This is a genomic window from Enterobacter quasihormaechei, from assembly GCF_004331385.1.
In the GTDB taxonomy this organism is placed as follows: domain Bacteria; phylum Pseudomonadota; class Gammaproteobacteria; order Enterobacterales; family Enterobacteriaceae; genus Enterobacter; species Enterobacter quasihormaechei.
The window spans coordinates 301,090-324,049 of the sequence record NZ_SJON01000003.1 but is presented as its reverse complement, the minus strand read 5'-3'; the positions used below and the strand labels follow the sequence as shown (position 1 = coordinate 324,049).

20 protein-coding genes and 1 tRNA gene are annotated in these 22,960 nt (G+C 57.3%); 11 read left to right on the top strand and 10 right to left on the bottom strand.

The window, feature by feature from the left end:
- The first annotated feature begins 24 nt into the window (after nt 1-24).
- From E0L16_RS06640 to yejF, 4 genes are read left to right on the top strand one after another with little or no spacing between them, the layout of a single operon-like run.
- Nucleotides 25-1,830, top strand: a complete 1,806-nt coding sequence (locus tag E0L16_RS06640; protein ID WP_131636594.1) for an extracellular solute-binding protein — start codon at nt 25-27, stop codon at nt 1,828-1,830.
- Nucleotides 1,831-1,839: 9 nt separating this feature from the next.
- Entirely contained in the window at nt 1,840-2,934 is a 1,095-nt protein-coding gene (locus tag E0L16_RS06635) for a microcin C ABC transporter permease YejB (protein ID WP_131636568.1), read from the top strand.
- Complete coding sequence (locus E0L16_RS06630) at nt 2,934-3,959, top strand: microcin C ABC transporter permease (protein ID WP_107533400.1); 1,026 nt, start codon at nt 2,934-2,936, stop codon at nt 3,957-3,959. Before E0L16_RS06635 ends, E0L16_RS06630 begins: the two co-directional genes overlap by 1 nt.
- Nucleotide 3,960: 1 nt before the next feature.
- Nucleotides 3,961-5,550: a microcin C ABC transporter ATP-binding protein YejF gene (gene yejF / locus E0L16_RS06625; protein WP_131636567.1), complete on the top strand. Its 1,590-nt coding sequence runs from the start codon at nt 3,961-3,963 to the stop codon at nt 5,548-5,550.
- Between the two features lie 3 nt (nt 5,551-5,553).
- On the opposite strand, the gene E0L16_RS06620 is transcribed toward yejF, so the two are convergent.
- From E0L16_RS06620 to rsuA, 3 genes are all read right to left on the bottom strand, one after another.
- Complete coding sequence (locus E0L16_RS06620) at nt 5,554-5,898, bottom strand: YejG family protein (RefSeq protein ID WP_003859372.1); 345 nt, start codon at nt 5,896-5,898, stop codon at nt 5,554-5,556.
- A gap of 276 nt (nt 5,899-6,174) precedes the next feature.
- Nucleotides 6,175-7,374, bottom strand: a complete 1,200-nt coding sequence (locus E0L16_RS06615; RefSeq protein ID WP_063868273.1) for a Bcr/CflA family multidrug efflux MFS transporter — start codon at nt 7,372-7,374, stop codon at nt 6,175-6,177.
- Nucleotides 7,375-7,389: 15 nt separating this feature from the next.
- Nucleotides 7,390-8,097: a 16S rRNA pseudouridine(516) synthase RsuA gene (rsuA, locus tag E0L16_RS06610; RefSeq protein WP_063868272.1), complete on the bottom strand. Its 708-nt coding sequence runs from the start codon at nt 8,095-8,097 to the stop codon at nt 7,390-7,392.
- A gap of 151 nt (nt 8,098-8,248) precedes the next feature.
- Here rsuA and radD point away from each other — a divergent pair, with 151 nt between their 5' ends.
- The gene (radD, locus tag E0L16_RS06605; protein WP_131636566.1) at nt 8,249-10,009 is read left to right on the top strand and encodes a DNA repair helicase RadD; all 1,761 of its coding nucleotides are present in this window, start codon (nt 8,249-8,251) and stop codon (nt 10,007-10,009) included.
- A gap of 125 nt (nt 10,010-10,134) precedes the next feature.
- Complete coding sequence (gene rplY, locus E0L16_RS06600; RefSeq protein ID WP_063450345.1) at nt 10,135-10,419, top strand: 50S ribosomal protein L25; 285 nt, start codon at nt 10,135-10,137, stop codon at nt 10,417-10,419.
- Nucleotides 10,420-10,470: 51 nt separating this feature from the next.
- Here the strand turns inward: rplY and yejK are convergent, their stop codons facing one another.
- Nucleotides 10,471-11,478: a nucleoid-associated protein YejK gene (gene yejK / locus E0L16_RS06595; RefSeq protein ID WP_131636565.1), complete on the bottom strand. Its 1,008-nt coding sequence runs from the start codon at nt 11,476-11,478 to the stop codon at nt 10,471-10,473.
- A 134-nt stretch (nt 11,479-11,612) separates the two neighbouring features.
- Between yejK and E0L16_RS06590 the strand changes: the two genes are divergently transcribed.
- From E0L16_RS06590 to E0L16_RS06580, 3 genes are all read left to right on the top strand, one after another.
- Entirely contained in the window at nt 11,613-11,840 is a 228-nt protein-coding gene (locus E0L16_RS06590; protein ID WP_063450346.1) for a YejL family protein, read from the top strand.
- A 19-nt stretch (nt 11,841-11,859) separates the two neighbouring features.
- Complete coding sequence (yejM, locus tag E0L16_RS06585) at nt 11,860-13,620, top strand: LPS biosynthesis-modulating metalloenzyme YejM (protein WP_063450347.1); 1,761 nt, start codon at nt 11,860-11,862, stop codon at nt 13,618-13,620.
- A 73-nt stretch (nt 13,621-13,693) separates the two neighbouring features.
- Nucleotides 13,694-13,770 (top strand) — tRNA-Pro (locus E0L16_RS06580).
- A gap of 68 nt (nt 13,771-13,838) precedes the next feature.
- On the opposite strand, the gene E0L16_RS06575 is transcribed toward E0L16_RS06580, so the two are convergent.
- Complete coding sequence (locus E0L16_RS06575) at nt 13,839-14,099, bottom strand: DUF2534 family protein (protein WP_045343803.1); 261 nt, start codon at nt 14,097-14,099, stop codon at nt 13,839-13,841.
- Between the two features lie 203 nt (nt 14,100-14,302).
- Between E0L16_RS06575 and eco the strand changes: the two genes are divergently transcribed.
- Nucleotides 14,303-14,812 (top strand): serine protease inhibitor ecotin, encoded by a 510-nt coding sequence (gene eco / locus E0L16_RS06570; RefSeq protein ID WP_102750725.1) that lies wholly within the window; start codon nt 14,303-14,305, stop codon nt 14,810-14,812.
- A 42-nt stretch (nt 14,813-14,854) separates the two neighbouring features.
- Here the strand turns inward: eco and mqo are convergent, their stop codons facing one another.
- On the bottom strand, nt 14,855-16,504 hold the full coding sequence (gene mqo, locus E0L16_RS06565; RefSeq protein ID WP_102750726.1) for a malate dehydrogenase (quinone): 1,650 nt from the start codon (nt 16,502-16,504) through the stop codon (nt 14,855-14,857).
- A 241-nt stretch (nt 16,505-16,745) separates the two neighbouring features.
- Here mqo and E0L16_RS06560 point away from each other — a divergent pair, with 241 nt between their 5' ends.
- Nucleotides 16,746-17,987, top strand: a complete 1,242-nt coding sequence (locus E0L16_RS06560; protein ID WP_131636564.1) for a SulP family inorganic anion transporter — start codon at nt 16,746-16,748, stop codon at nt 17,985-17,987.
- Here the strand turns inward: E0L16_RS06560 and mgtE are convergent.
- The 4 genes from mgtE to ada all read right to left on the bottom strand — a co-directional run bounded on the left by mgtE (nt 17,950) and on the right by ada (nt 22,954).
- Nucleotides 17,950-19,386: a magnesium transporter gene (gene mgtE / locus E0L16_RS06555; RefSeq protein WP_131636563.1), complete on the bottom strand. Its 1,437-nt coding sequence runs from the start codon at nt 19,384-19,386 to the stop codon at nt 17,950-17,952. The two genes, E0L16_RS06560 and mgtE, sit on opposite strands and share 38 nt — an antisense overlap.
- A gap of 139 nt (nt 19,387-19,525) precedes the next feature.
- The gene (locus E0L16_RS06550) at nt 19,526-21,169 is read right to left on the bottom strand and encodes a multidrug ABC transporter permease/ATP-binding protein (RefSeq protein WP_063450352.1); all 1,644 of its coding nucleotides are present in this window, start codon (nt 21,167-21,169) and stop codon (nt 19,526-19,528) included.
- A gap of 76 nt (nt 21,170-21,245) precedes the next feature.
- The gene (gene alkB, locus E0L16_RS06545; RefSeq protein WP_131636562.1) at nt 21,246-21,896 is read right to left on the bottom strand and encodes a DNA oxidative demethylase AlkB; all 651 of its coding nucleotides are present in this window, start codon (nt 21,894-21,896) and stop codon (nt 21,246-21,248) included.
- The gene (gene ada / locus E0L16_RS06540) at nt 21,896-22,954 is read right to left on the bottom strand and encodes a bifunctional DNA-binding transcriptional regulator/O6-methylguanine-DNA methyltransferase Ada (RefSeq protein ID WP_131636561.1); all 1,059 of its coding nucleotides are present in this window, start codon (nt 22,952-22,954) and stop codon (nt 21,896-21,898) included. The genes alkB and ada overlap by 1 nt, the downstream gene beginning before the upstream one ends.
- Nucleotides 22,955-22,960 lie beyond the last annotated feature (6 nt).

The following is a 22,960-nucleotide window of genomic DNA, read 5'->3' as shown; positions in this document are numbered from 1 at the left end:
GTGAACAAAGGGATCCGCCGCACGATGATTATGCGCGTTGTAGTGATGCTGTTGGCGCTGGTGAGCCTGTCGAGCCAGGCGCAGTCCATCAAAGAAAGCACGGCCTTTGCCGTCATAGGCGAGCCGAAATACGCGGTCAACTTTACTCACTACGATTACGTGAACCCCGCCGCACCCAAAGGCGGGAACGTGACGCTTTCCGCCACGGGAACGTTTGATAACTTTAACCGCTTTGCCCTTCGCGGCGTGGCGGCAGCCCGAACCGAATCCCTCTATGACACGCTGTTTGTCACCTCCGACGACGAGCCCGGCAGCTATTATCCCCTGGTTGCCGAGAACGTGCGTTACGCCGATGATTTTAGCTGGGCAGAAATCGCGATCAATCCGCAGGCGCGTTTTCATGACGGCTCCCCGGTTAGCGCCCGCGACGTGGCGTTCACCTTTCATAAATTTATGACCGAGGGCGTACCGCAGTTTCGTCTGGTGTACAAGGGCACCACGGTGAAAGCCATCGCCCCGCTGACCGTGCGAATCGAACTGAGTGAGCCGAACAAAGAGAACATGCTGAGCCTGTTCTCCCTGCCCGTCATGCCTGAATCCTTCTGGAAAAACCATAAGCTGAGCGACCCCCTCTCTACCCCGCCGCTGGCCGGAGGACCCTATCGCATTACCGACTGGCGCATGGGCCAGTATGTGATCTATTCCCGCGTAAAAGATTATTGGGCTGCCGCGCTGCCGGTAAACCGTGGCCGCTGGAACTTCGATACCCTCCGCTACGACTACTACCTCGATGACAACGTGGCCTTCGAGGCGTTTAAGGCAGGCGCGTTTGATTTACGTGTCGAGAACAGCGCCAAAAACTGGGCTACCCGGTATATCGGAAAAAACTTCGCGAAAGGCTATATCGTTAAAGACGAACACAAAAATGAATCTGCGCAAGATACGCGCTGGCTGGCATTTAACATCCAGCGTCCGGTGTTTTCCGATCGTCGGGTGCGTGAAGCCATTACCCTGGCGTTTGATTTTGAATGGATGAACAAAGCGCTGTTCTACGGAGCCTACAGCCGGGCGAACAGCTATTTCCAGAATACCGAATACGCCGCCCGTGATTATCCCAACGCGGATGAACTGGTTCTGCTGGCCCCGATGAAAGCGCAGCTACCGCCGGAGGTGTTCACCCGCGTATTTGAACCGCCCAAATCCGACGGAAACGGGTTCGACCGTGAAAATCTGCTGAAAGCCAGCAAGCTGCTGGATGACGCCGGGTGGGTGCTGAAAAACCAGCAGCGGGTGAATGCCAAAACCGGTAAACCCCTGAGCTTCGAACTGCTGATTGCCTCCGGCGCGAACGACCAGTGGGTGCTGCCCTTTAAGAAGAACCTTGCCCGGCTTGGGGTGATCATGAATATTCGCCAGGTCGATATCGCGCAGCTTACCAACCGCAAGCGCAGCCGCGATTACGACATGATGCAGAGCCTGTGGGCCGCGCAGCCGTGGCCGAGCTCAGATCTGCAAATCTCCTGGGCATCGGGCTATATCAACTCCTCTTACAACGCACCGGGCGTCAAGAGCCCGGTGATTGACGCGCTGATTGCGAAAATCGTGGCCGCTCAGGGCGATAAAGAGAAACTTCTGCCGCTCGGGCGCGCGCTTGACCGGGTGTTAACCTGGAACTATTACATGCTGCCGATGTGGTACATGGGTGAAGATCGCGTGGCCCGCTGGGACAAATTCTCCCTGCCCGCCGTTCGCCCGGTTTATACGCTTGGTTTTGATACGTGGTGGTATGACGTGAATAAAGCCGCAAAACTGCCCGCAGCGCGGCGTTAAGGAGTGACGATGGGCGCTTATCTTATCCGCCGGCTGCTGCTGGTGATCCCGACCCTGTGGGCCATCATCACCATTAACTTTTTTATCGTGCAGATTGCCCCCGGCGGCCCGGTGGACCAGGCGATTGCGGCAATCGAATTTGGTCACGCTGGCGGCATGCCAGGCGGCGGCGGTGAAGGGATGGGCGCCAACCATGCCCGGACGGGCGTAGGCAATATCAGCGAAAGCCACTACCGGGGCGGCCGTGGACTGGATCCGGAGGTGATCGCCGAGATCACCCACCGCTATGGTTTCGACAAGCCGCTGCACGAACGTTATTTCAACATGCTCTGGGATTACGTCCGTTTCGATTTTGGCGACAGCCTGTTTCGCAGCGCCTCGGTGTTAACCCTGATCAAACAAAGCCTGCCGGTGTCCATCACGCTCGGGCTGTGGGGAACGCTGATAATCTATCTGGTCTCCATTCCGCTGGGGATCCGCAAAGCGGTCCACAACGGTAGCCGTTTCGATATCTGGAGCAGCACGTTCATTATTATTGGCTACGCTATCCCGGCGTTTCTGTTTGCCGTGCTGCTGATTGTCTTTTTTGCCGGCGGCAGTTATTTCGACCTCTTCCCGCTGCGCGGGCTGGTCTCCGCAGATTTCAGCACGCTGCCGTGGTATCAGAAAATCACCGACTACTTCTGGCACATCACCCTTCCGGTGCTGGCGACGGTTATTGGCGGCTTTGCGGCGCTTACGATGCTCACCAAAAACGCTTTTCTCGATGAGATCCGCAAGCAGTACGTGGTCACCGCCCGCGCCAAAGGCGTCGGTGAAAAGCAGATTATGTGGAAGCACGTTTTTCGTAACGCCATGCTGCTGGTGATTGCCGGTTTTCCCGCCACGTTCATCAGTATGTTTTTTACCGGCTCGCTGCTGATAGAAGTGATGTTCTCTCTCAACGGATTAGGGCTGCTGGGCTATGAGGCCACCGTCTCCCGTGATTATCCGGTGATGTTTGGCACACTGTACATTTTCACCCTGATCGGCCTGCTGCTGAATATCATCAGCGATATCAGCTATACGCTGGTCGATCCCCGTATCGATTTTGAGGGCCGCTGATGTCGCGTTTAAGCCCCGTCAATCAGGCCCGCTGGGCTCGCTTTCGCCACAACCGTCGCGGCTACTGGTCGCTGTGGATCTTCGCCGTCCTGTTCGCCTTAAGTCTGTGTTCGGAACTGATTGCCAACGATAAACCCCTGCTGGTGCATTTCAAAGACCGCTGGTACGTGCCGGTACTTACTACCTATAGCGAAAGCGATTTTGGCGGTCCGTTTGCGACGCCAGCCGAGTATCAGGATCCCTGGTTACGTGAACAGATCGCGCAGCACGGCTGGGCGATCTGGGCACCGATTCGCTTTGGCGCGAACAGCATAAACTATGCCACCTCCACCCCCTTCCCTTCCCCGCCTTCCTCGCAGAACTGGCTGGGAACGGACGCGAACGGCGGCGATGTGCTGGCGCGCATTCTTTACGGCACCCGCATCTCGCTCCTGTTTGGACTGATGCTGACGCTCTTTTCCAGCATCATGGGCGTCGTGGCGGGCGCCGTGCAGGGCTATTACGGTGGAAAAATCGATTTGTGGGGGCAGCGCGTGATTGAAGTCTGGTCCGGTATGCCGACGCTGTTTCTGATAATCCTGCTTTCCAGCGTGGTTCAGCCTGGCTTCTGGTGGCTGCTCGGGATCACCGTCCTGTTCGGCTGGATGGCGCTGGTCGGCGTGGTGCGCGCGGAGTTTCTGCGCACGCGAAATTACGACTATATTCGCGCTGCGCAGGCGTTAGGCGTGAGCGATCGCGCAATCATCTTCCGCCATATGCTTCCCAATGCGGTGGTGGCGACCCTCACCTTCTTGCCGTTTATTTTGTGTAGCTCCATCACCACCCTGACGTCACTCGATTTTCTGGGCTTCGGTTTGCCGCTGGGCTCACCGTCCCTTGGCGAACTGCTGTTACAGGGCAAAAATAATCTTCAGGCCCCCTGGCTGGGCATCGCCGCATTCCTTTCCGTGGCGGTGCTGCTTTCCCTGCTGATTTTTATTGGCGAAGCCGTGCGCGATGCCTTCGATCCCAACAAGGCGGTATGACATGACCCGGCCTCTTCTGAGCATAGAAAACCTGTCGATTGCGTTTTCAAAGCAGGGCGAATCACGCACGGTAGTGACGGATTTATCGTTGCAGATCCAGCGCGGAGAGACGCTGGCGCTGGTTGGGGAATCCGGTTCCGGTAAAAGCGTCTCGGCACTTTCGGTGCTGCGCCTGCTCCCTTCCCCGCCGGTCAGCTATCCGCAGGGAGACATTCTGTTCCATGGGCAATCGCTGCTGAATGCGGATGAGCAAACCCTGCGCGGCATTCGCGGCAATAAAATTGCCATGATTTTCCAGGAGCCGATGGTGTCGCTTAACCCTCTGCATACGCTGGAAAAACAGCTCTATGAAGTGCTGTCACTTCATCGGGGGATGCGGAAAGAGGCGGCGCGGGGTGAAATTCTGGACTGCCTGGAGCGCACCGGCATTCGTCATGCGGCGAAACGACTGAACGATTTCCCGCACCAGCTTTCCGGCGGCGAGCGCCAGCGCGTGATGATCGCGATGGCCCTGCTGACGCGCCCCGAACTGTTGATTGCGGATGAACCCACCACCGCGCTGGACGTCACGGTGCAGGCGCAAATTCTGCAACTGCTGCGCGAGCTTCGCGACGAGCTGAACATGAGCCTGCTGTTTATTACCCACAACCTGAGCATCGTGAAAAAGCTCGCTGACGCGGTGGCCGTGATGCAAAACGGCCGCTGCGTGGAACAGAACAGGGCATCCGCCCTGCTGAGCGCGCCTCAGCACCCGTATACCCGGCGCCTGCTGGACAGCGAACCTTCTGGCGACCCGGTTCCGCTTAACGCCGACAGCGCGCCGTTGCTGAAGGTTGAGGGGCTGTCGGTGTCATTCCCGATCCGCAAGGGCATTTTGCGCCGCGTGGTTGATCATAATCATGTCCTGAAAAACATGAGCTTCTCTCTGCGTGCGGGTGAGTCGCTTGGGCTTGTGGGCGAATCCGGCTCGGGCAAAAGCACCACCGGCCTGGCGCTGCTGCGCCTGATTGCCTCGCAGGGAGACATTCTCTTTGACGGCATGCCGCTGCAAAACCTGAGCCGCCGCCAAATGCTGCCCGTCTGCCCGCGCATGCAGGTGGTATTTCAGGATCCGAACTCTTCGCTGAACCCGCGGCTAAGCGTGTTGCAGATTGTCGAGGAGGGCCTGCGCGTCCACCAGCCCGCGCTGACGGCACAGCAGCGCGAAAATGAGGTGAAGCGGGTGCTGGCGGAAGTCGGGTTAGATCCCGAAACCCGCCACCGCTACCCGGCAGAGTTTTCCGGCGGCCAGCGCCAGCGTATCGCGATTGCCCGCGCGCTGATCCTGAAACCGGAGCTGATCGTGCTGGACGAGCCGACGTCCTCGCTGGACCGCACCGTGCAGGCGCAGATCCTGACGCTGCTGAAGGGGCTACAGGAAAAGCATCGGCTGGCCTATATCTTTATCAGCCACGATTTACAGGTGGTGCGTGCGCTTTGCCATCAGGTGGTGGTATTGCGGCAGGGAGAGGTTGTTGAGCAAGGAGAGTGCCAGCGCGTATTTACCGCGCCGACGCAGGATTACACGCGCCAGCTATTGTCCGCTGACTAGCACTCAGAAGGGATATTGACCGGAGAACGGTTCGGCAATCGCCACGCCGAAGTTTTTCAGGCGGCAGGTCGCGGCAAACTCATCCTGGCTGTTAACAAACAGGCACGGCTCACCTTCGCATTCCAGCACGGAGCTGTCTACTTCGATGTCCGTCAGCGCCTGGCTGAGACGTTCCATAACCGGCCACGCGTTTTCATCGCTCGGGCTGAGCAGCTTGAGCGCCACCAGGCAATTATCCTCCCCTGCAACGCTTTGCGGAATCGGTTCAACTTTCGAACCTGCAAAACCCGTCGACCAGCGATAGCTCTGGGGTAAGCGATGGACAATGGAGAGTTGTAATGTATTCACGTTCAGTTCCCCGGAAGCAAATTTACTTCACAATTTATTTACATTTATAGTAACACATCATCGCCAACCTGCACTGTTTAGCGGATTTTATAGGCGTCACAGGCTCGCGTCGGCGCTATATGTACCCGTTTCTGCGATCTAACTCAACCTTTTTAAATACAATGATGTGACTTTTTACATAAATAGATTTTACATAAAAGAAACAAACACAGGGTAAACGAACGAAGGGTTGGTTGATATGGGTCAACAAAAAGGCCCGTATCGGGCCTTAAGCGTTCATTTATGCGCCGTCTTACGCGGCCGGCTGGCATACAGATAGAAGAGGATGGAGCTGGTCGCGCAGAGGGCGATCGCCCACAGCATCGGCCAGGCGGTATTAAACGTCGCCATTGAGAGCAGCGCTCCGACTATCGCGCCAATCCCGAAGCGGAACGTCCCTGCCAGCGACGAGGCGGTGCCCGCCATATGCGGGAATTCGTCGAGGATCACCGCCATCGCGTTGGACGAGACCATCGACACGCATCCGACAAACGCCGCCACGCCCACCACCAGCGCCCAGAAGCCGACGCCTAACAGCGCGCTCACCACCAGCCAGATAGCCATCACGAACTGGATCCACAGCCCGGCGCGGAACATATTAAGCGCCCCGACCCGCCGGACAAAGCGGCTGTTGATAATGGTCATGACAAACAGGAACACGATATTCAGCGCGAAGTAGTAGCCAAAGTGCTGGGGTGACACGTGGTTCAGTTCGATGTACACAAACGGCCCCGCGCTCAGAAACGAGAACATCCCGGCAAAGCTAAAGCCGCTGGCCAGCATATAGCTCAGCACGCGCTTGTGGCGAAACAGCGAGGCAAAGTTGCCAAGCGTGGTGCGAACGTGAAACTTCTGGCGTCGCTCGACCGGCAGCGTTTCATCGATAAAGACGAAGATCATGACCGAGGCCAGCAGCGCGGCAATCGCCAGGATCCAGAAAATCGCATGCCAGCTGAACCATACCAGCACCGCCCCACCCACCATGGGAGCAACCAGCGGCGCAATGGTCGTGACCAGCATGACAAACGACATCATGCGCGAGAACTCTTCCTTCGGGTAAACGTCACGCATCAGCGCGTTGATGACCACGCTTGCCGCAGCCGCCGCCAGGCCATGGAAGAAACGCATCACGATCAGCTGATCGATACTCTGCGCCAGCGCACAAGCCACCGCCGCCGCGGCAAATATCAACGTTCCGCCCAGAATAACCGGTTTACGCCCCAGGCTGTCAGCCATTGGGCCATAAAAAAGCTGGCCGAGCGCGAACCCAAGGATGTAGGTGCTGAGCGTCATCTGCGCGCTGCCCGCCGGTACGCCAAACTGCGCGGAAATCACCGGCAGCGCGGGCAGATACATATCGATAGACAGCGGCATCAGCATGGCCAGCAGGCCAAGGATAAACACAATTTTAAACGACGAGTGTGGCCTGGTGGTCACAGGGTTCTCCTGAATTTAGCGTGAAGGCAGCCCGACGCTGGCGATCTCTTCTTCCGTCAGCGGGCGATATTCCCCTGGCGCCAGGTCGGGATCGAGCTCAATCGCGCCGATACGTTCACGATGCAGCCCCACCACGTGGTTGCCCACGGCGGCAAACATACGTTTCACCTGGTGGTAGCGGCCTTCACTAATGGTCAGACGGACGTCCGTTGGGGTGATGACTTCCAGCACCGCCGGTTTGGTCAGATCTTTTTCATTATGCAGCTGAACGCCTTTCGCGAATTGCTCTGCCGTGTCATCCGAGACCGGCGACTCCAGCGTCACCCGATAGGTTTTCTCACAGTGATGGCGCGGGGAGGTGATGCGGTGCGACCACTGCCCGTCATCGGTCATCAGCACCAGGCCGGTGGTATCAATATCCAGACGCCCTGCAGCATGCAGCTTGTGCGCCACAGGCTCATCCAGGAAGTAGAGCACCGTCGGGTGATCCGGATCGTCCGTTGAACAGACGTACCCTTCCGGTTTGTTGAGCATGAAGTAGCGCGGGCCATTCTGCTGGGTCAGCGGGTTGCCGTCATACTCCACCTCGTGGTCGGGCTGGAGTTTAAAAGCGCTGTCTTTCACAATGTCGCCGTCCACGGTTACGCGGCTGGCGCGAATTTCACGCCCGGCAATAGCGCGGCTTACGCCGAGTTGCTGAGCGATAAACTTATCAAGTCGCATGAAATCTTTTTAGCCTTAATGGTGCTGGAAGTCGGACTACGCGTCCGAAAAAGAAGCAGTCAGAAACAGTTCAGTATAATGGTCTGGTTGCGCCACTCAAGGGAAAAAGTTTCGTGGCATACTATATGCGAGTTAACTGAATAGAGAAGCCATGACTTTCACACTACGCCCCTATCAGCAGGAAGCCGTTGATGCCACCCTCGCCTGGTTTCGCAAGCACCGGGAACCCGCCGCCATCGTGCTCCCGACCGGAGCCGGTAAAAGCCTGGTGATTGCCGAACTGGCGCGCCTGGCCCGCGGGCGCGTGCTGGTGCTGGCGCACGTCAAAGAGCTGGTGGCGCAAAACCACGCCAAATACTGTGCGCTCGGCCTGGAGGCCGACATTTTTGCTGCCGGGCTGAAGCGCAAAGAGAGCCACGGAAAAGTGGTGTTTGGCAGCGTACAGTCGGTGGCCCGCAACCTGGACCTGTTTCGCAGCGAGTTTTCCCTGCTGATTGTCGACGAATGTCACCGCATCAGCGATGACGACGACAGCCAGTATCAGCAAATCCTCACTCACCTGAAAGCGGTGAATCCTCAGATACGTCTGCTTGGCCTGACCGCCACGCCGTTTCGTCTGGGCAAGGGCTGGATTTATCAGTTCCATTATCACGGCATGGTGCGTGGCGACGAAAAAGCCCTGTTCCGCGACTGTATCTATGAGCTTCCGCTGCGCTACATGATCAAGCACGGCTACCTGACGCCGCCGGAACGGCTGGATATGCCGGTCGTGCAGTATGATTTCAGCCGCTTACAGGCGCAGAGCAACGGGCTGTTCAGCGAGGCGGATCTTAACCATGAGCTGAAAAAACAGAAGCGGATCACGCCGCATATCATCAGCCAGATTGAAGAGTTCGCGCAAACGCGTAAAGGGGTGATGATTTTTGCTGCCACCGTCGAACATGCGCGCGAAATCACGGAACTGCTGCCCGCCGACGACGCGGCGTTAATTACCGGTGAAACCCCCGGGCCGGAGCGCGACAGCCTGATTGAGGCCTTCAAAGCCCAGCAGTTCCGCTACCTGGTGAATGTCTCCGTATTAACCACCGGGTTTGACGCCCCGCACGTCGACCTGATTGCGATCCTGCGCCCGACCGAATCCGTCAGCCTGTATCAGCAGATTGTCGGGCGCGGGCTGCGCCTGGCGCCGGGCAAAACCGACTGCCTGATCCTCGATTACGCCGGTAACCCGCACGATCTCTACTCCCCGGAAGTGGGCACGCCAAAAGGCAAAAGCGACAACGTGCCGGTACAGGTATTTTGCCCGGCCTGCGGGTTTGCCAACACCTTCTGGGGCAAAACCACCGCCGACGGCACGCTGATTGAGCACTTTGGCCGCCGCTGTCAGGGCTGGTTTGAAGACGACGACGGTCATCGCGAACAGTGCGACTTCCGCTTCCGCTTCAAAAACTGCCCGCAGTGCAACGCCGAGAACGACATCGCTGCCCGCCGCTGTCGGGAGTGCGACACGGTGCTGGTCGACCCGGACGACATGCTGAAAGCGGCGCTGAAGCTGAAGGATGCGCTGGTGCTGCGCTGTTCCGGCATGGCGCTACAGCCCGGCGCGGATGAAAAAGGCGAGTGGCTAAAGATTACCTATTACGACGAGGACGGTGCAGACGTCAGCGAGCGGTTCAGGGTTCAGACGCCCGCCCAGCGAACCGCATTCGAACAGCTTTTTATCCGCCCGCATACCCGCACGCCCGGCGTGCCGCTGCGCTGGATAACCGTGGCGGATATCGTGCACCAGCAGGTGCTGCTGCGCCATCCCGATTTCGTTGTCGCCCGCAAAAAAGGCCAGTTCTGGCAGGTGCGTGAGAAGGTCTTTGACTATGAAGGGCGCTTCCGGCGGGCAAACGAATTACGCGGTTAGCGGGACTTTTCGTTGATGCGCGCGCCATTTGAGTATAAAATGCCGCCCGCTTCACATCCGTGAGGCAGAACACTCACCTGCTGCTGGGTCGCCTGTAGCAGGGTTTTAAATACAGAGAGAAATCAATGTTCACTATCGAAGCAGAAGTACGTAACGTGCAGGGTAAGGGTGCGAGCCGCCGCCTGCGTACCGCTAACAAGTTCCCGGCTATCGTTTACGGTGGCGAAGCTGCTCCAGTTGCTATCGAACTGGATCACGACAAAGTATGGAACATGCAGACTAAAGCTGAATTCTACAGCGAAGTTCTGACCATCGTTGTTGGCGGTAAAGAAGAAAAAGTGAAAGTTCAGGCTGTTCAGCGTCACCCGTTCAAGCCAAAACTGTCTCACATCGACTTCGTTCGCGCGTAATCGCAAACCTGTCGAGAAAAACCCCGCTACTGCGGGGTTTTTTTATGGCCGTTATTTACCGCCTGTGGTGCGACGCTGGAGCTGATCGCGCAGGTTCGGCGGCGTGCCTTTAATGGTCAGCGTGTCGGTGGCCGGATCCCAGAAGATACGTTCCCCGAGCAGCATGGCATCAAAGTTAATGGTTAACCCACCGCCGCTGCCGGCAAATTTCGTCAGCTGACGCAGGGTGCTGCGATCCGCCGGGAAGCTCTCTTCCAGCTCATAGCCTTTGTCCGCAGTAAATTCCTGGAAGCTGACTTCGCTGACGCCCGCCAGCTCTTTGGACAGCGACTCCAGCTCGATCTCTTCCCCGGCCTGTAACTGCTCGTTGCAGTAGCTGTAAACCTGCTGACGCACGTTCTGACGCTCAGACTTATCAAGCTGCGCCTCAGCCGTAAAGTCATCCACCGCCTGGAGCAGACCTTTGTTCTGCGCTTTGGCGTTCAGCCCTTCGCTGGCGCCGAGGAAATCCATAAAGAAATCCGCCACTTTGCGGCCCACGCGGCCTTTGAGGAAGGTCAGGTAGCGCGTCGATTCCGGGTTGGTTTCCCATTCGGTTAAATCGATACGCGCCACAATATCCGCATGGTTGATATCCAGATAGTGCGTTGAGCTGATGTCCAGCTGCTCGTTCACGCGCATGCTGCTTAAGTTATTCAGCACGGTTACCAGCAGATACTCTACCGCCAGATAACGGTAGTGGCAGAACAGGACGATACCGCCATCGGCGAAGGGATATTTCGCCAGTTCGTCACGCAGACGGCCCGTGGCAGCGCGGCTGAACGCCAGGAAATCCTCTTCGCCCTGACGTTGCAGGCGCAGGCTATCCGCCAGCTCGCTCTCTTCGCTGAACAAGCCATAGGCTTTATTTTTCGCGCTGTAGACGCGATGCAGCTCCGCCATCATCTCGACAACGGTAGGCGTTGGTTCCAGTAACGAATCGCGCAGCACCACTTCAAGGGTTTGCTCATCACGCTTGATAAGCTGGTGCAAGGCAATCTGGTTGATTTCCAGACTCATGATAAACTCTCCTTTTAGACCGGGCGGTATTCAACCACCACCAACGCATGTGTGCAACAGAAGATAAAAAAGGGGAAAAAAAGCTGTTGCTACGGTAATATGTCGCCCTTCTCTCAACAAACTGATTTTGATTTATGCCACAACATTCCCGCTACAGTGACGAACACGTTGAACAACTGCTCGGTGAGCTGGTCAACGTACTGGAAAAACATAAAACGCCAACCGATCTCTCCCTGATGGTTTTGGGAAATATGGTTACCAATCTGATTAATACCAGCGTTGCTCCGGCTCAGCGTCAGGCGATCGCCAAATCTTTCGCCCAGGCATTGCAGTCCTCCGTTAGCGACGACCAGGCACACTAAGGGAAACGAACAACAGTTTATGGTGACGAATCGTCAGCGCTACCGTGAAAAAGTCTCCCAGATGGTCAGCTGGGGGCACTGGTTTGCCCTGTTCAACATTCTGTTGGCGATGGTGCTCGGCTGCCGTTATCTGTTTGTGGCGGACTGGCCAACCACGTTAACCGGGCGAGTCTACTCGTGGATGAGCCTTGTTGGTCACTTTAGCTTTCTGGTTTTCGCCACCTATCTGCTGATCCTGTTCCCTCTGACGTTTATCGTCATGTCGCAGCGGCTGATGCGCTTCCTGTCCGCTATCCTTGCGACGGCGGGCATGACCCTGTTGCTTATCGACAGCGAAGTCTTCACCCGGTTCCACCTGCACCTGAACCCTATCGTCTGGGAGCTAGTGATTAACCCGGATCAGAACGAGACCGCGCGCGACTGGCAGCTGATGTTTATCAGCGTGCCGATTATCCTGCTGATTGAAATGCTGTTCGCCACGTGGAGCTGGCAAAAACTCCGCAGTCTGACCCGACGCCGCCATTACGCGAAGCCCGTCGCGGCGCTCTTTTTTGCCTCATTTATCGGTTCGCACCTGATGTATATCTGGGCAGATGCGAACTTCTACCGCCCGATTACCATGCAGCGCGCGAATCTGCCGCTCTCCTATCCGATGACGGCGCGTCGTTTCCTGGAAAAACACGGCCTGCTGGATGCGCAGGAGTACCAGCGTCGTCTGGTGGAACAGGGTAATCCGGAAGCGGTTAGCGTGCAGTATCCTTTGAGCGATCTGAAATATCGCGACATGGGCCGCGGTCAGAACGTGCTGCTGATTACCGTTGATGGCCTGAACTATTCTCGCTATGAGAAACAGATGCCAGCCCTGGCTGAATTCGCGCAGAACAACATCGCATTCACCCAGCATATGAGCTCCGGTAATTCGACCGACGCGGGTATTTTCGGCCTGTTCTACGGCATTTCACCGAGCTATATGGACGGCGTGCTGTCTGCCCGTATTCCGGCCGCGCTGATTACCGGGCTTAATCAGCAGGGCTACCAGCTGGGGCTGTTCGCCTCCGATGGCTTCAACAGCTCGCTGTACCGCCAGGCGCTGCTGTCTGATTTCTCACTGCCTGCCGCGCAGAGCCAGTCTGACGATCGGACCGCTGACCAGTGGATAGACTGGCTGAAGCGCTATGCGCAGGAAGATAACCGCTGGTTCTCCTGGGTTGCGTTTAACGGCACAACGCTTGATGACAGCAATCAGAAAGGCTTCGCGCGCCGCTATAGCCGTGCGGCGGGTGACGTCGATGCGCAGATTGGCCGCGTGCTGACCGCCCTGCGCGACGCGGGCAAGCTGGACAATACGGTCGTCATTATTACGGCGGGACACGGCGTGCCGCTCGGCGACGAGGCGAAGGGCATGGAATGGTCGCGTCCCAACCTGCATGTTCCCCTGGTGATCCACTGGCCGGGCACGCCCGCGCAGCGCATCAACATGCTGACCGACCATAAAGACGTCATGACCACGCTAATGCAACGGCTGCTGCACGTCAGCACGCCGGCGAATGAGTACTCTCAGGGACAGGACCTCTTTAGCGCCACGCGCCGTCATAACTGGGTCACGGCTGCCGGCGGAAATACGCTGGTGGTGACCACGCCGACGCTGTCCCTGGTGCTCAACAGCAACGGGAATTACCAGACGTATAATCTCGAAGGTGAGAAGCTCAAAGATCAGAAACCGCAGCTCAGTTTGCTGTTGCAGGTGCTGACAGACGAGAAGCGCTTTATCGCTAACTGATTATTTATGAATCAGTTAGCGCTGCTTTCCCCTTGCAATCAAAAAGGAATCGAGTAGTATTCCTTTTATGCGTCGGCACGTAGCGCAGCCTGGTAGCGCACCGTCATGGGGTGTCGGGGGTCGGAGGTTCAAATCCTCTCGTGCCGACCAAAAATACACAAAAAAAAACCAGCCGCTTATGGCTGGTTTTTTATTGCCTGTACCCACATGCAGTAGGGTCAGTGCTTCTCACGCCCACCGAGAAAGAAAATCCCCAGCGGAATCGCAAGCAGGACGGTGAACACCAGACTGTAAACAAAGATCATCGCCGATTGCAGGACAAACATGCTGGTTGTCCACGCAGAGAGCGGAATGTTGTACTGCTCGATCACACCGACAATGGTTGCGCGCCCCACGCATGCGGCAGCAATCATAAATACAACCAGTAACGCCAGCAGGAACTTGCGGCCTTCAGGTGTCTTCAGTTTTTCCCCTACCATCTCTCCCCCCTTTACAGATAAATAACAATAATTAACGCGTAAAATAACACGATCGCCGCCCCGACTCCAACGCAGCATTAAACACCACAAAAAGAACACTAAAGCAGTGTATTACTCCATTTAAATTGAAAACATGAGTAAATTGCGCCAACCATTCACGTACGTTATGTTAGTCTTTACCGGATCGTTTTGACAAAAAAGGAATGACAGTGAAAAACGCACCTAAATTTGCCATCGCCCTTCTTGCCGCTGCGTGCGCCAGCACCAGCGCTTTTGCCAGCGAAACTCAGAAAGAGCAGCCGCTGGAAAAAGTTGCCCCGTATCCGCAAGCGGAAAAAGGGATGAAGCGCCAGGTTATTCAGCTCCCGGCCCAGCAGGATGAAGCAAATTTCAAAGTTGAGCTGTTAATCGGCCAGACGCTGGAAGTGGACTGCAACCAGCATCGTCTGGGCGGCAAGCTGGAAAGCAAAACGCTGGAAGGCTGGGGTTATGACTACTATGTCTTCGACAAAGTAACGTCACCGGTCTCTACCATGATGGCGTGTCCGGACGGCAAGAAAGAGAAGAAATTTATTACCGCGTATCTGGGTGATAACAGTCTGCTGCGCTATAACAGCAAGCTGCCAATTGTCGTCTATACGCCGGAAAACGTAGATGTGAAATATCGCGTGTGGAAGGCGGATGAGACGGTAGGACAAGCGGTAGTTCGTTAAAAAAAAGCCGGGTGGCGCTCACGCTTACCCGGCTTTTTTACGCTACAGCGCGATATCCGCAACCGGCTTGTTTTCTGCCTGTGGCTTCAGCTCCGCCTTTGGCGCCGCATCCGCAGCCTGCGGTTTGACGTATTGCAGTTGCAGTACGCGGCTGGTGTATTCCAGCTCTTGCTCCGTGGCGTCAACGTTACCGTTCAGCTTCGTACCGTAAGATGGAATAATGGTTTTCAGCTTCGCCTGCCATTCCGGGCTGGACACTTTATCCTTAAACACTTTTTCCATCAGGTGCAGCATGATTGGCGCAGCGGTAGACGCACCCGGGGATGCCCCCAACAGCGCGGCAATGGTGCCATCCTTATCGCTCACCACTTCGGTACCCAGACGCAGCACGCCGCCCTCTTTCGGATCGCGCTTGATGATCTGTACACGCTGACCCGCCTGCCACAGACGCCAGTCTTCTTTCTTCGCCTGCGGATAGTACTCTTTCAGCGCCTCGAAGCGTTCGTCATCAGAAAGCATCACCTGGCTAATCAGGTATTTCACCAGATCAAAGTTATCCAGCCCAACGTCCATCATAGGTTTGACGTTCGACGTCGTGGTCGCGCTCAGCAGATCCCACAGGGAACCGTTTTTCAGGAACTTGGTAGAGAAGGTAGCGAACGGCCCGAACAGCACCACGCGCTTACCGTCCAGCATACGGGTGTCGATATGGGGAACGGACATCGGTGGCGCGCCAACGGAGGCCTGACCGTACACTTTAGCCAGATGACGGTTAACCACTTCCGGGTTTTCCGACACCAGGAACTGGCCGCCGACCGGGAAGCCCGCGTAGTCGTCAGCTTCCGGAATACCGGACTCCTGCAACAGTTTCAGCGCCGCACCGCCCGCACCGATAAAGACGAACTTCGCCTTAATGACATGCTCGGCTTCGTTGTTTTTCAGATCGGCAACGGTCACGCTCCAGCTGTTATCCGCGTTGCGCTTGAAACCACGCACTTCGGAGCTGAGTTGCAGGTTGAAGTTCTCTTTTTTCTTCAGAGAGGCCACCAGCTGACGGGTGATTTCACCGTAGTTAACGTCAGTACCAATTTCAGTGCGGGTCGCCGCCACTTTCTGGTTTGGATCGCGTCCTTCCATGACCAGCGGTGCCCACTCTTTGATTTGAGCGTGATCTTCAGAGTATTTCATCCCGCGGAACAGCGTGCTCTGTTGCAGGGCAGCGTAACGCGCGCGCAGGAAATTGACGTTTTGATCGCCCCACACAAAGCTCATGTGCGGTACGGTGTTGATGAAGGAGTGCGGATTGTGCAACACGCCGCTGTTCACCTGGTGAGACCAGAACTGGCGTGAGATCTGGAACGCTTCGTTGATCTCTACCGCCTTCTCGATACTAATGGAACCGTCCTTTTTCTGCGGCGTATAGTTCAGTTCCATAAGTGCCGAGTGCCCCGTCCCGGCGTTATTCCAGCCGTTAGAGCTTTCCTGCGCCACGCCATCAAGGCGCTCGACCATGGTCATGGACCAGTTCGGCTCTAATTCCTGAAGATACGTGCCCAGCGTAGCGCTCATGATGCCGCCACCAATTAAAAGGACATCCGTTTCCTGCTCTTTTGGTGCGTCAGCTTTCGCCGCCAGCGAGACGGCGTTCAGCCCCACGGCCAGTGAAAAGAGCACGGCAGTCATTTTTTTCATCATTTATGCCTTAGTTGAATAGTGCTTGATGCGTAGAAATTACAGGTGAAACACGCTGCGGGGGCACGGTAACAACTTTTAAATATTGTTTAAAGGTTACGAAATTATTGTAATTGTGAAATTTAATGATGGATTGTTTGTGGGGTTTTGACAGGCAGGCTGGCACCAGGCGATTTTCCTGGCTATCATGCTGCACTTTGTGATCGCGCGCACGGAAGCCTGCCCCTACTAGCGAATTGTTATGTCATTACCCCACTCGTCTGTACCCCACGAAGGCCACGTCGCCACCGTTTTACGTTCGCCTCAACGTCTGATGCGCGAAACCCTGGCCGGCGTGATTACCGCGCTGGCGCTGATCCCGGAAGTGATTTCGTTTTCCGTGGTTGCGGGCGTGGACCCGAAAGTGAGCCTTATCGCCTCCGTGGTGCTCTGTTTTGCTCTTTCCCTGCTTGGCGGGCGTCCGGCCATGGTGACGGCGGCGGCGGGCTCCGTCGCGCTGGTTATTGGTCCGATGGTTCATCAACACGGCGTACAGTACATTCTGCCTGCGGTAGTGATGGCGGGCGTGATTCAGATCCTGTTCGGCGCGCTGGGTATGGCGCGGCTGATGCGCTTTATTCCCCAGTCGGTGATGACCGGGTTTGTTAACGCCCTTGGCATTTTGATTTTCTTTGCCCAGGTTCCCCATTTCTGGAGCCGAAGCCCGCTGATTGTGGGCCTGTTCGTGCTGACGCTGCTGATTGTGCTGTGGGTGCCACGCTATATCAAAAGCGTCCCCTCCCCGCTGATTGCCATTGTGGTGCTGACGCTGTTTACCGTCACCAGCGGACAAATTCTGCCAACGGTGGGTGATGAAGGCTCCATGAGCGGCGGTTTGCCTGGCTTTACGCAACTGCTGGTGCCGCTTAACCTGGAGACGCTGAGCATCATCTGGCCGTGCGCGCTGAGTATCGCCTTCGTTGGCCTGCTGGAATCGCTACTGACGGCTAAGCTGGTGGATGAACTGACCGTGACCCCTTCAAGCAAGCGCCGCGAGAGTATCGGGCTGGGCGTAGGAAATATCATGGCCGGGTTCTACGGCGGCATTGCGGGCTGTGCGATGATTGGGCAAACCATCGTTAACGTGGAGATGGGCAAAGGCAGAAGCCGTATCTCCACCCTTGCGGCAGGCGTTGTGCTGCTGGTACTGGTCACGGCGCTCAGCGAGGTAATGGCTAAAATCCCGATGGCGGTACTGGCGGGTATTATGGCAATTGTGGCCGTCAAGACCTTTAGCTGGCACAGCGTTCAGCCCGGAACGCTGAAAAACGCGCCGGTGGCGGAAACCGTCGTGATGCTGGTGACGGTTGTGGCAACGGTTTCCACCGGTAACCTGGCGATTGGCGTGCTGGGCGGGATTGTGATGATGTTCATCCTCCCTGCCCGACTGAAGCAAAAGGCGCTGGCTACAGAAGAAAAATCGTCGCCAGTCCAAGAAAAATAAAGAAACCGCCGGTATCGGTAATGGCGGTGATCATCACGCTCGACCCCACTGCGGGGTCGCGCCCCAGACGGGTCATCGTCAGCGGGATAATCACGCCCATCATCGCCGCCACCAGCAGGTTCAGCACCATCGCCAGCATCATGACCCCGCCGAGCGCCATATCATCGTACAGCCACCAGGTGATGCCGCCCATGATGCCGCCCCAGACCAGGCCGTTAATCAGCGCAACGCCCATCTCCCTGAAAATCAGCCACGAAAAATTACCCGGCTGAATATTTTCCAGCGCCAGGGCGCGAACGATCATGGTGATAGTCTGGTTACCGGTATTCCCCCCGATCCCCGCCACAATAGGCATCAGAGAAGCCAGGGCTACCAGTTGGGAAATGGTATGTTCGAAGCCATCTATGACGCGGGAGGCCACAAACGCGGTGCATAAATTGATGGCGAGCCACGCCCAGCGCGTTTTGACGGCCTTGCCGACGGAGGCGTGAACGTCATCTTCGGCACTGATCCCACCAAGGGCTCGCAGGTCGTTATCGGTCTCTTCATAGACCACATCAACGATCTCATCGATGGTCAGACGCCCCATCAGTTTGCCCACGGAATCCACCACCGCGGCGCTCACCAGGTCATCACGTTCGAAGGTACGCGCCGCTTTTTCGGCATCGTCTTCCGGCGAGAACACCATCGGCTCGGTTTCCATCACCTCACTGACCCGCTGCTGGGTGCTGTTCAGCAGGATCGTTTTAAGCTCCAGCTCGCCGAGCAGGGTTTTGTCCCGCGAGGTGACAAACAGTTTGTCGGTGTTGTCCGGCATGCTGCCGAGCCGACGAAGGTAGCGCTGCACCGTGCCCAGGGTGACGTCCTGACGCACGGTGATAACGCCAAACTCCATGATTGCGCCGACGCTGTTTTTCTCGTAGTGCATCACCTGACGCACGCGCGCCCGCTCCTCGGCAGGCAGAGAAGCCAGCAGGCGACCGGTCAGGTTTCGCGGAAGGTGCTGTACAAGGTAGATCTGCTCGTCGATATCCAGCGTTTGCAGGGCGTCGAGAATGTCCCGGTCGCTCATCTCATCGATAAGGTCATCCCAGACGTTTTCCGACGCTTCAAGCAGCACCTGACCGCGCTCGTGATCCTGCACCAGCCGCCACAGGGCGTGGCGCTCCTCGGAAGGCAGCGCCTCCAGCGTATCCGCCAGATCCGGGGGCGGTAAATGTGCTACCAGCGCACCTACCTCAGCAATATCGTCGGCCAGCGTGCCGACATCATATTGCTCAGCCAGGGTCAGCTTACCCAATAACGTTGACGTCACCGCTTTATCGGTCGTCAGGAGCCAGATGAGGCGCGCACGCTCCTGGTCACGCTGCCTTGCGCTGTTTTTCTTTAATAACGACATTAATCATAAATCCATGAAATAGGTTGGCTTTAAGCATAGCGCGGGGATATGTAAATAAGAATAAACGGCGTGTCGGGATGGAGAAAAAATCGGCATATATGAAAAATTAACGTGCCGGGCGCACCCGGCACAATCGCACTCAGGCCGTACGCGCCACCGCATCCCGTGACGCAGCATCGCGCTCGTCACCGGTCAGCTCGCTCAGCTTGCCGTCACGCATCTCCAGCAGACGGTCGGCGTGAATGAAGTAGTGATCGTCATGGCTGATGGCAAAGATGGTTTTCCCCATCGCCTGCATCAGCGGCAGCAGCACCTGATAAAACTCGCGGCGGAAGTGCGGGTCCTGATCGGCGGCCCACTCGTCCAGCAGGATGATGTCGCGCTCCTCGGCCAGCGCCAGCAGCAGCGCCACGCGTTTCTTCTGCCCTTTCGACAGCCTGAGATTGAGGATTTTGCCATCCTGGAGCTCCAGCTTGTGTGACATTTGCAGGTGCGCAAGCCACTTCTCCACCAGCGCCGGATCGGCCTGCTGCCCTTCCGGACCCAGCAGCTGATCGAACAGCCAGACGTCGGTAAATACCGCCGAGAAGAGCTTGCGGTAGTCCTCCGGTTTCTCCGCGCTCAGCGCGTTGCCATCCAGCAAAATTTCACCCGACTGCGGCTGATAGAGCCCCGTCAACAGCATCGCCAGGGTGGATTTGCCGCTGCCGTTGCCGCCGATGAGGAACAGCAGCTCGCCACGGTGAAGGGTCAGGTTTATCGGCCCCACGGAGAACGCGCTCTCCTGATAGCGGAAGGTAACGTTACGCAGCTCAAGCGTTTGCCAGTTCGGGAAGGCCTGCGGACGCGGGAACTCGGCCTTAAACGGCGCAAGGTCGAACTTCTTCAGCTTGTTAAAGGCGACCTGAGCGCTCAGCAGCGTCGGCAGTGCGCCAACGGCCGACAGCAGCGGCGTGCGTAAAAACAGCAGCGTCAGGGAATACGTGGCCGCCACGTTGGTATCCGCCCACCCCAGGCTATTCGCCATCCAGAACACCAGGCCAATGGCGCCAAGCATCATAATGTTGGACCAGTTCACGGCGCTCAGGTGGAACGTATCGGCGCGAATAATATGATGACGATATTCGTGCGCGTCAGGAATATAGAGGTTGTTGAAGATGTGCTCGGCGCGCTCGCGGTTCAGCGTCAGCTCTTTGCGCCCTTCCAGCACCGTCTGGTAGTCGTTATAGAGCTTGTCTTCCGTTTCGCGCAGCACCGCCATGTGCTTATAGACCCGGGAGACCAGCAGGAACCCGCCCCAGATGGTGATCGCAATCCACAGCGCCGTCACGGCCAGCATTTTGCTGGAGAGCCAGGCGAGATAGGCCGCCGAGCCAAAGGTCAGGATGATCCCCTGCACCAGCTCCGGCAGACGTACAAACGCGATGGTAATGGCGCGCACGTCGCTGGTCAGCCCCGCCAGCAGAGAGGCGCTTCCCAGCTGTTCGATGCGCTCAACCTGGGTGTCGAGAATACGTTTGATGAACTCACTGCGTAGACGGAAAACGAAATGGTGGCCGAGTGCGGTCAGCGCCAGCTGCGATCCGAGCGTGACCGCCATCAGCAGCAGCAGTAATCCCAGAAATTCCGGCAGGACGGAGAGTGACGTGTCGACCATTTCGATCAAACGCACGTTAATGAAGGCAATCAGGCCAATCCCCAGCGCCGCGCTGGCAAGGCTTAGCGCCATTACCGCGATGAAAGGCCAGCGGTACTGCCGCCAGACAAGAAGAAGTAGTTGCATGCAGAGCAATCCGGACAAGAAAAATCAGCCAGCAGTGTAAACTGCCTTTCACACACATCAAGAATAATTCTTATTTTTATTCTCTGTACGCTGCCTGCCGGAACGTAAGGTTGTAGCGAAACGCCCCCGCCACCGGGTGTTCGCCATTTTTAAGCGGCTGAATACCATGGTAAAAAAGCCGTGACTCACCGCCCCAGACCACCACATCCCCATGCTCCAGCATCAGCCGTTTTAGCGGGTCGTTGCGCCGCAGCCCGCCAAACTGAAAGATAGCGGGCAGCCCAAGGGATACCGAGACAATCGGCGCGCGCAGATCCGGCTCGTCCTTATCCTGATGCAGGGAGAGTTTTGCCCCGACGGCATAGCGGTTGATGAGGCAGGCGTCGGGTCGAAAATCAGGATAGCCGGCCGCGACGGCGGCATCATGGCACAGCGCCTGAAACGCCTCCGGCATTGGCGGCCACGGCTGCCCCGTCAGCGGATCGTTCGGCGCATATAAATAGCCCCGCGCATTCGTCGCCCATCCCAGTTCGCCGCAGTTGGTCATCGCCACGGACATGGTATACCCGCCCGGCGTGACCATATGGCGAAACGGCGAACGGGCGGTGACGGCATCAATACCGTCGAACAGCGCCGCCGCGCGGGAAAGCGCGAAGCGTCTCAGGATCGTCGCCCCCGGCGCGAGCGGCTCCTGCCAGGGTTCAGCCTCCGCAAAAAGATCGAGCATTATCCCTCCTGTTTATTCGCCTCACGTTTTAATAATAGTACCTTACGCGCTGCCCCCCAGCGATAGCCCGAGAGCGCACCGTCGTTACGCACCACGCGGTGACAGGGGATCACAATCGCCAGTTTATTGGCCCCGCAGGCCCCCGCCACGGCGCGCACGGCGTTGGGTTTGCCAATGGCCTTCGCCACCTGCTGATAGCTTGCCGTTTCACCGCAGGGGATAGCCCGTAGCGCCTGCCAGACCTGCTGCTGGAAGGCGGTACCGCGGATATCCAGCGGCAGCGTCAGGGGCATTGCGCGGCTGTCGACAGAGGCAATCACCTGACGGATCCGCCCGGCAAACGCACCTTCCATCGGTTCACGGACGGCAAGCGGAAACAGTGAAAGCAGCTCGGCCGTCAGCGCGGCGTCGTCATCCCCCAGCAGTATCGCGCAGATCCCGCGCTCGCTTTCCCCCACCAGACAGCGGCCCAGCGAGCAGTCGCTGATGGCATAGCGAACCGCGGCATCCCCGTTGCGGTACTGTCTGGCCGTCATGCCCAGCGCGCCATCGGCTTTACGGTAGTAGCTGCTGCTGTCCGGGAACCCGGCGGCCAGAACGGCATCGGTGATTTTACCGCCCTGCGCAAGCGTGCTGCGCAGGCGTTGTTCGCGCGCGGCCTGCTGCCAGGCTTTCGGCGTCATGCCGGTAACGGATTTAAACAAGCGGTGGAAATGGAACGGGCTCATGGCAACCTGCTGCGCCAGCGCGTCAAGGTTCAGCGCGGCATCCTGCTCAAGCAGCCGGCAGGCCAGCGCAATACGGGCCTTTTTCTGCGCCATAGGATCGTCCTGGTCCGGCAAACAGCGTTTACAGGGACGGTAGCCCGCCAGCCCTGCCTGGTGAGCATCAGGATAGAAGCAGACATTTTTACGCAGCGCGTGGCGGGCGCGGCAGGACGGGCGGCAATAAATGCCGGTCGTCTGCACGGCAAAAACAAACTGGTTATCCGCATGAGGATCGCGGGCCAGAACGGCCTGCCAGCGATCCTCATCAGTGAGATAGGTTGTGTTTTTCATCATCGG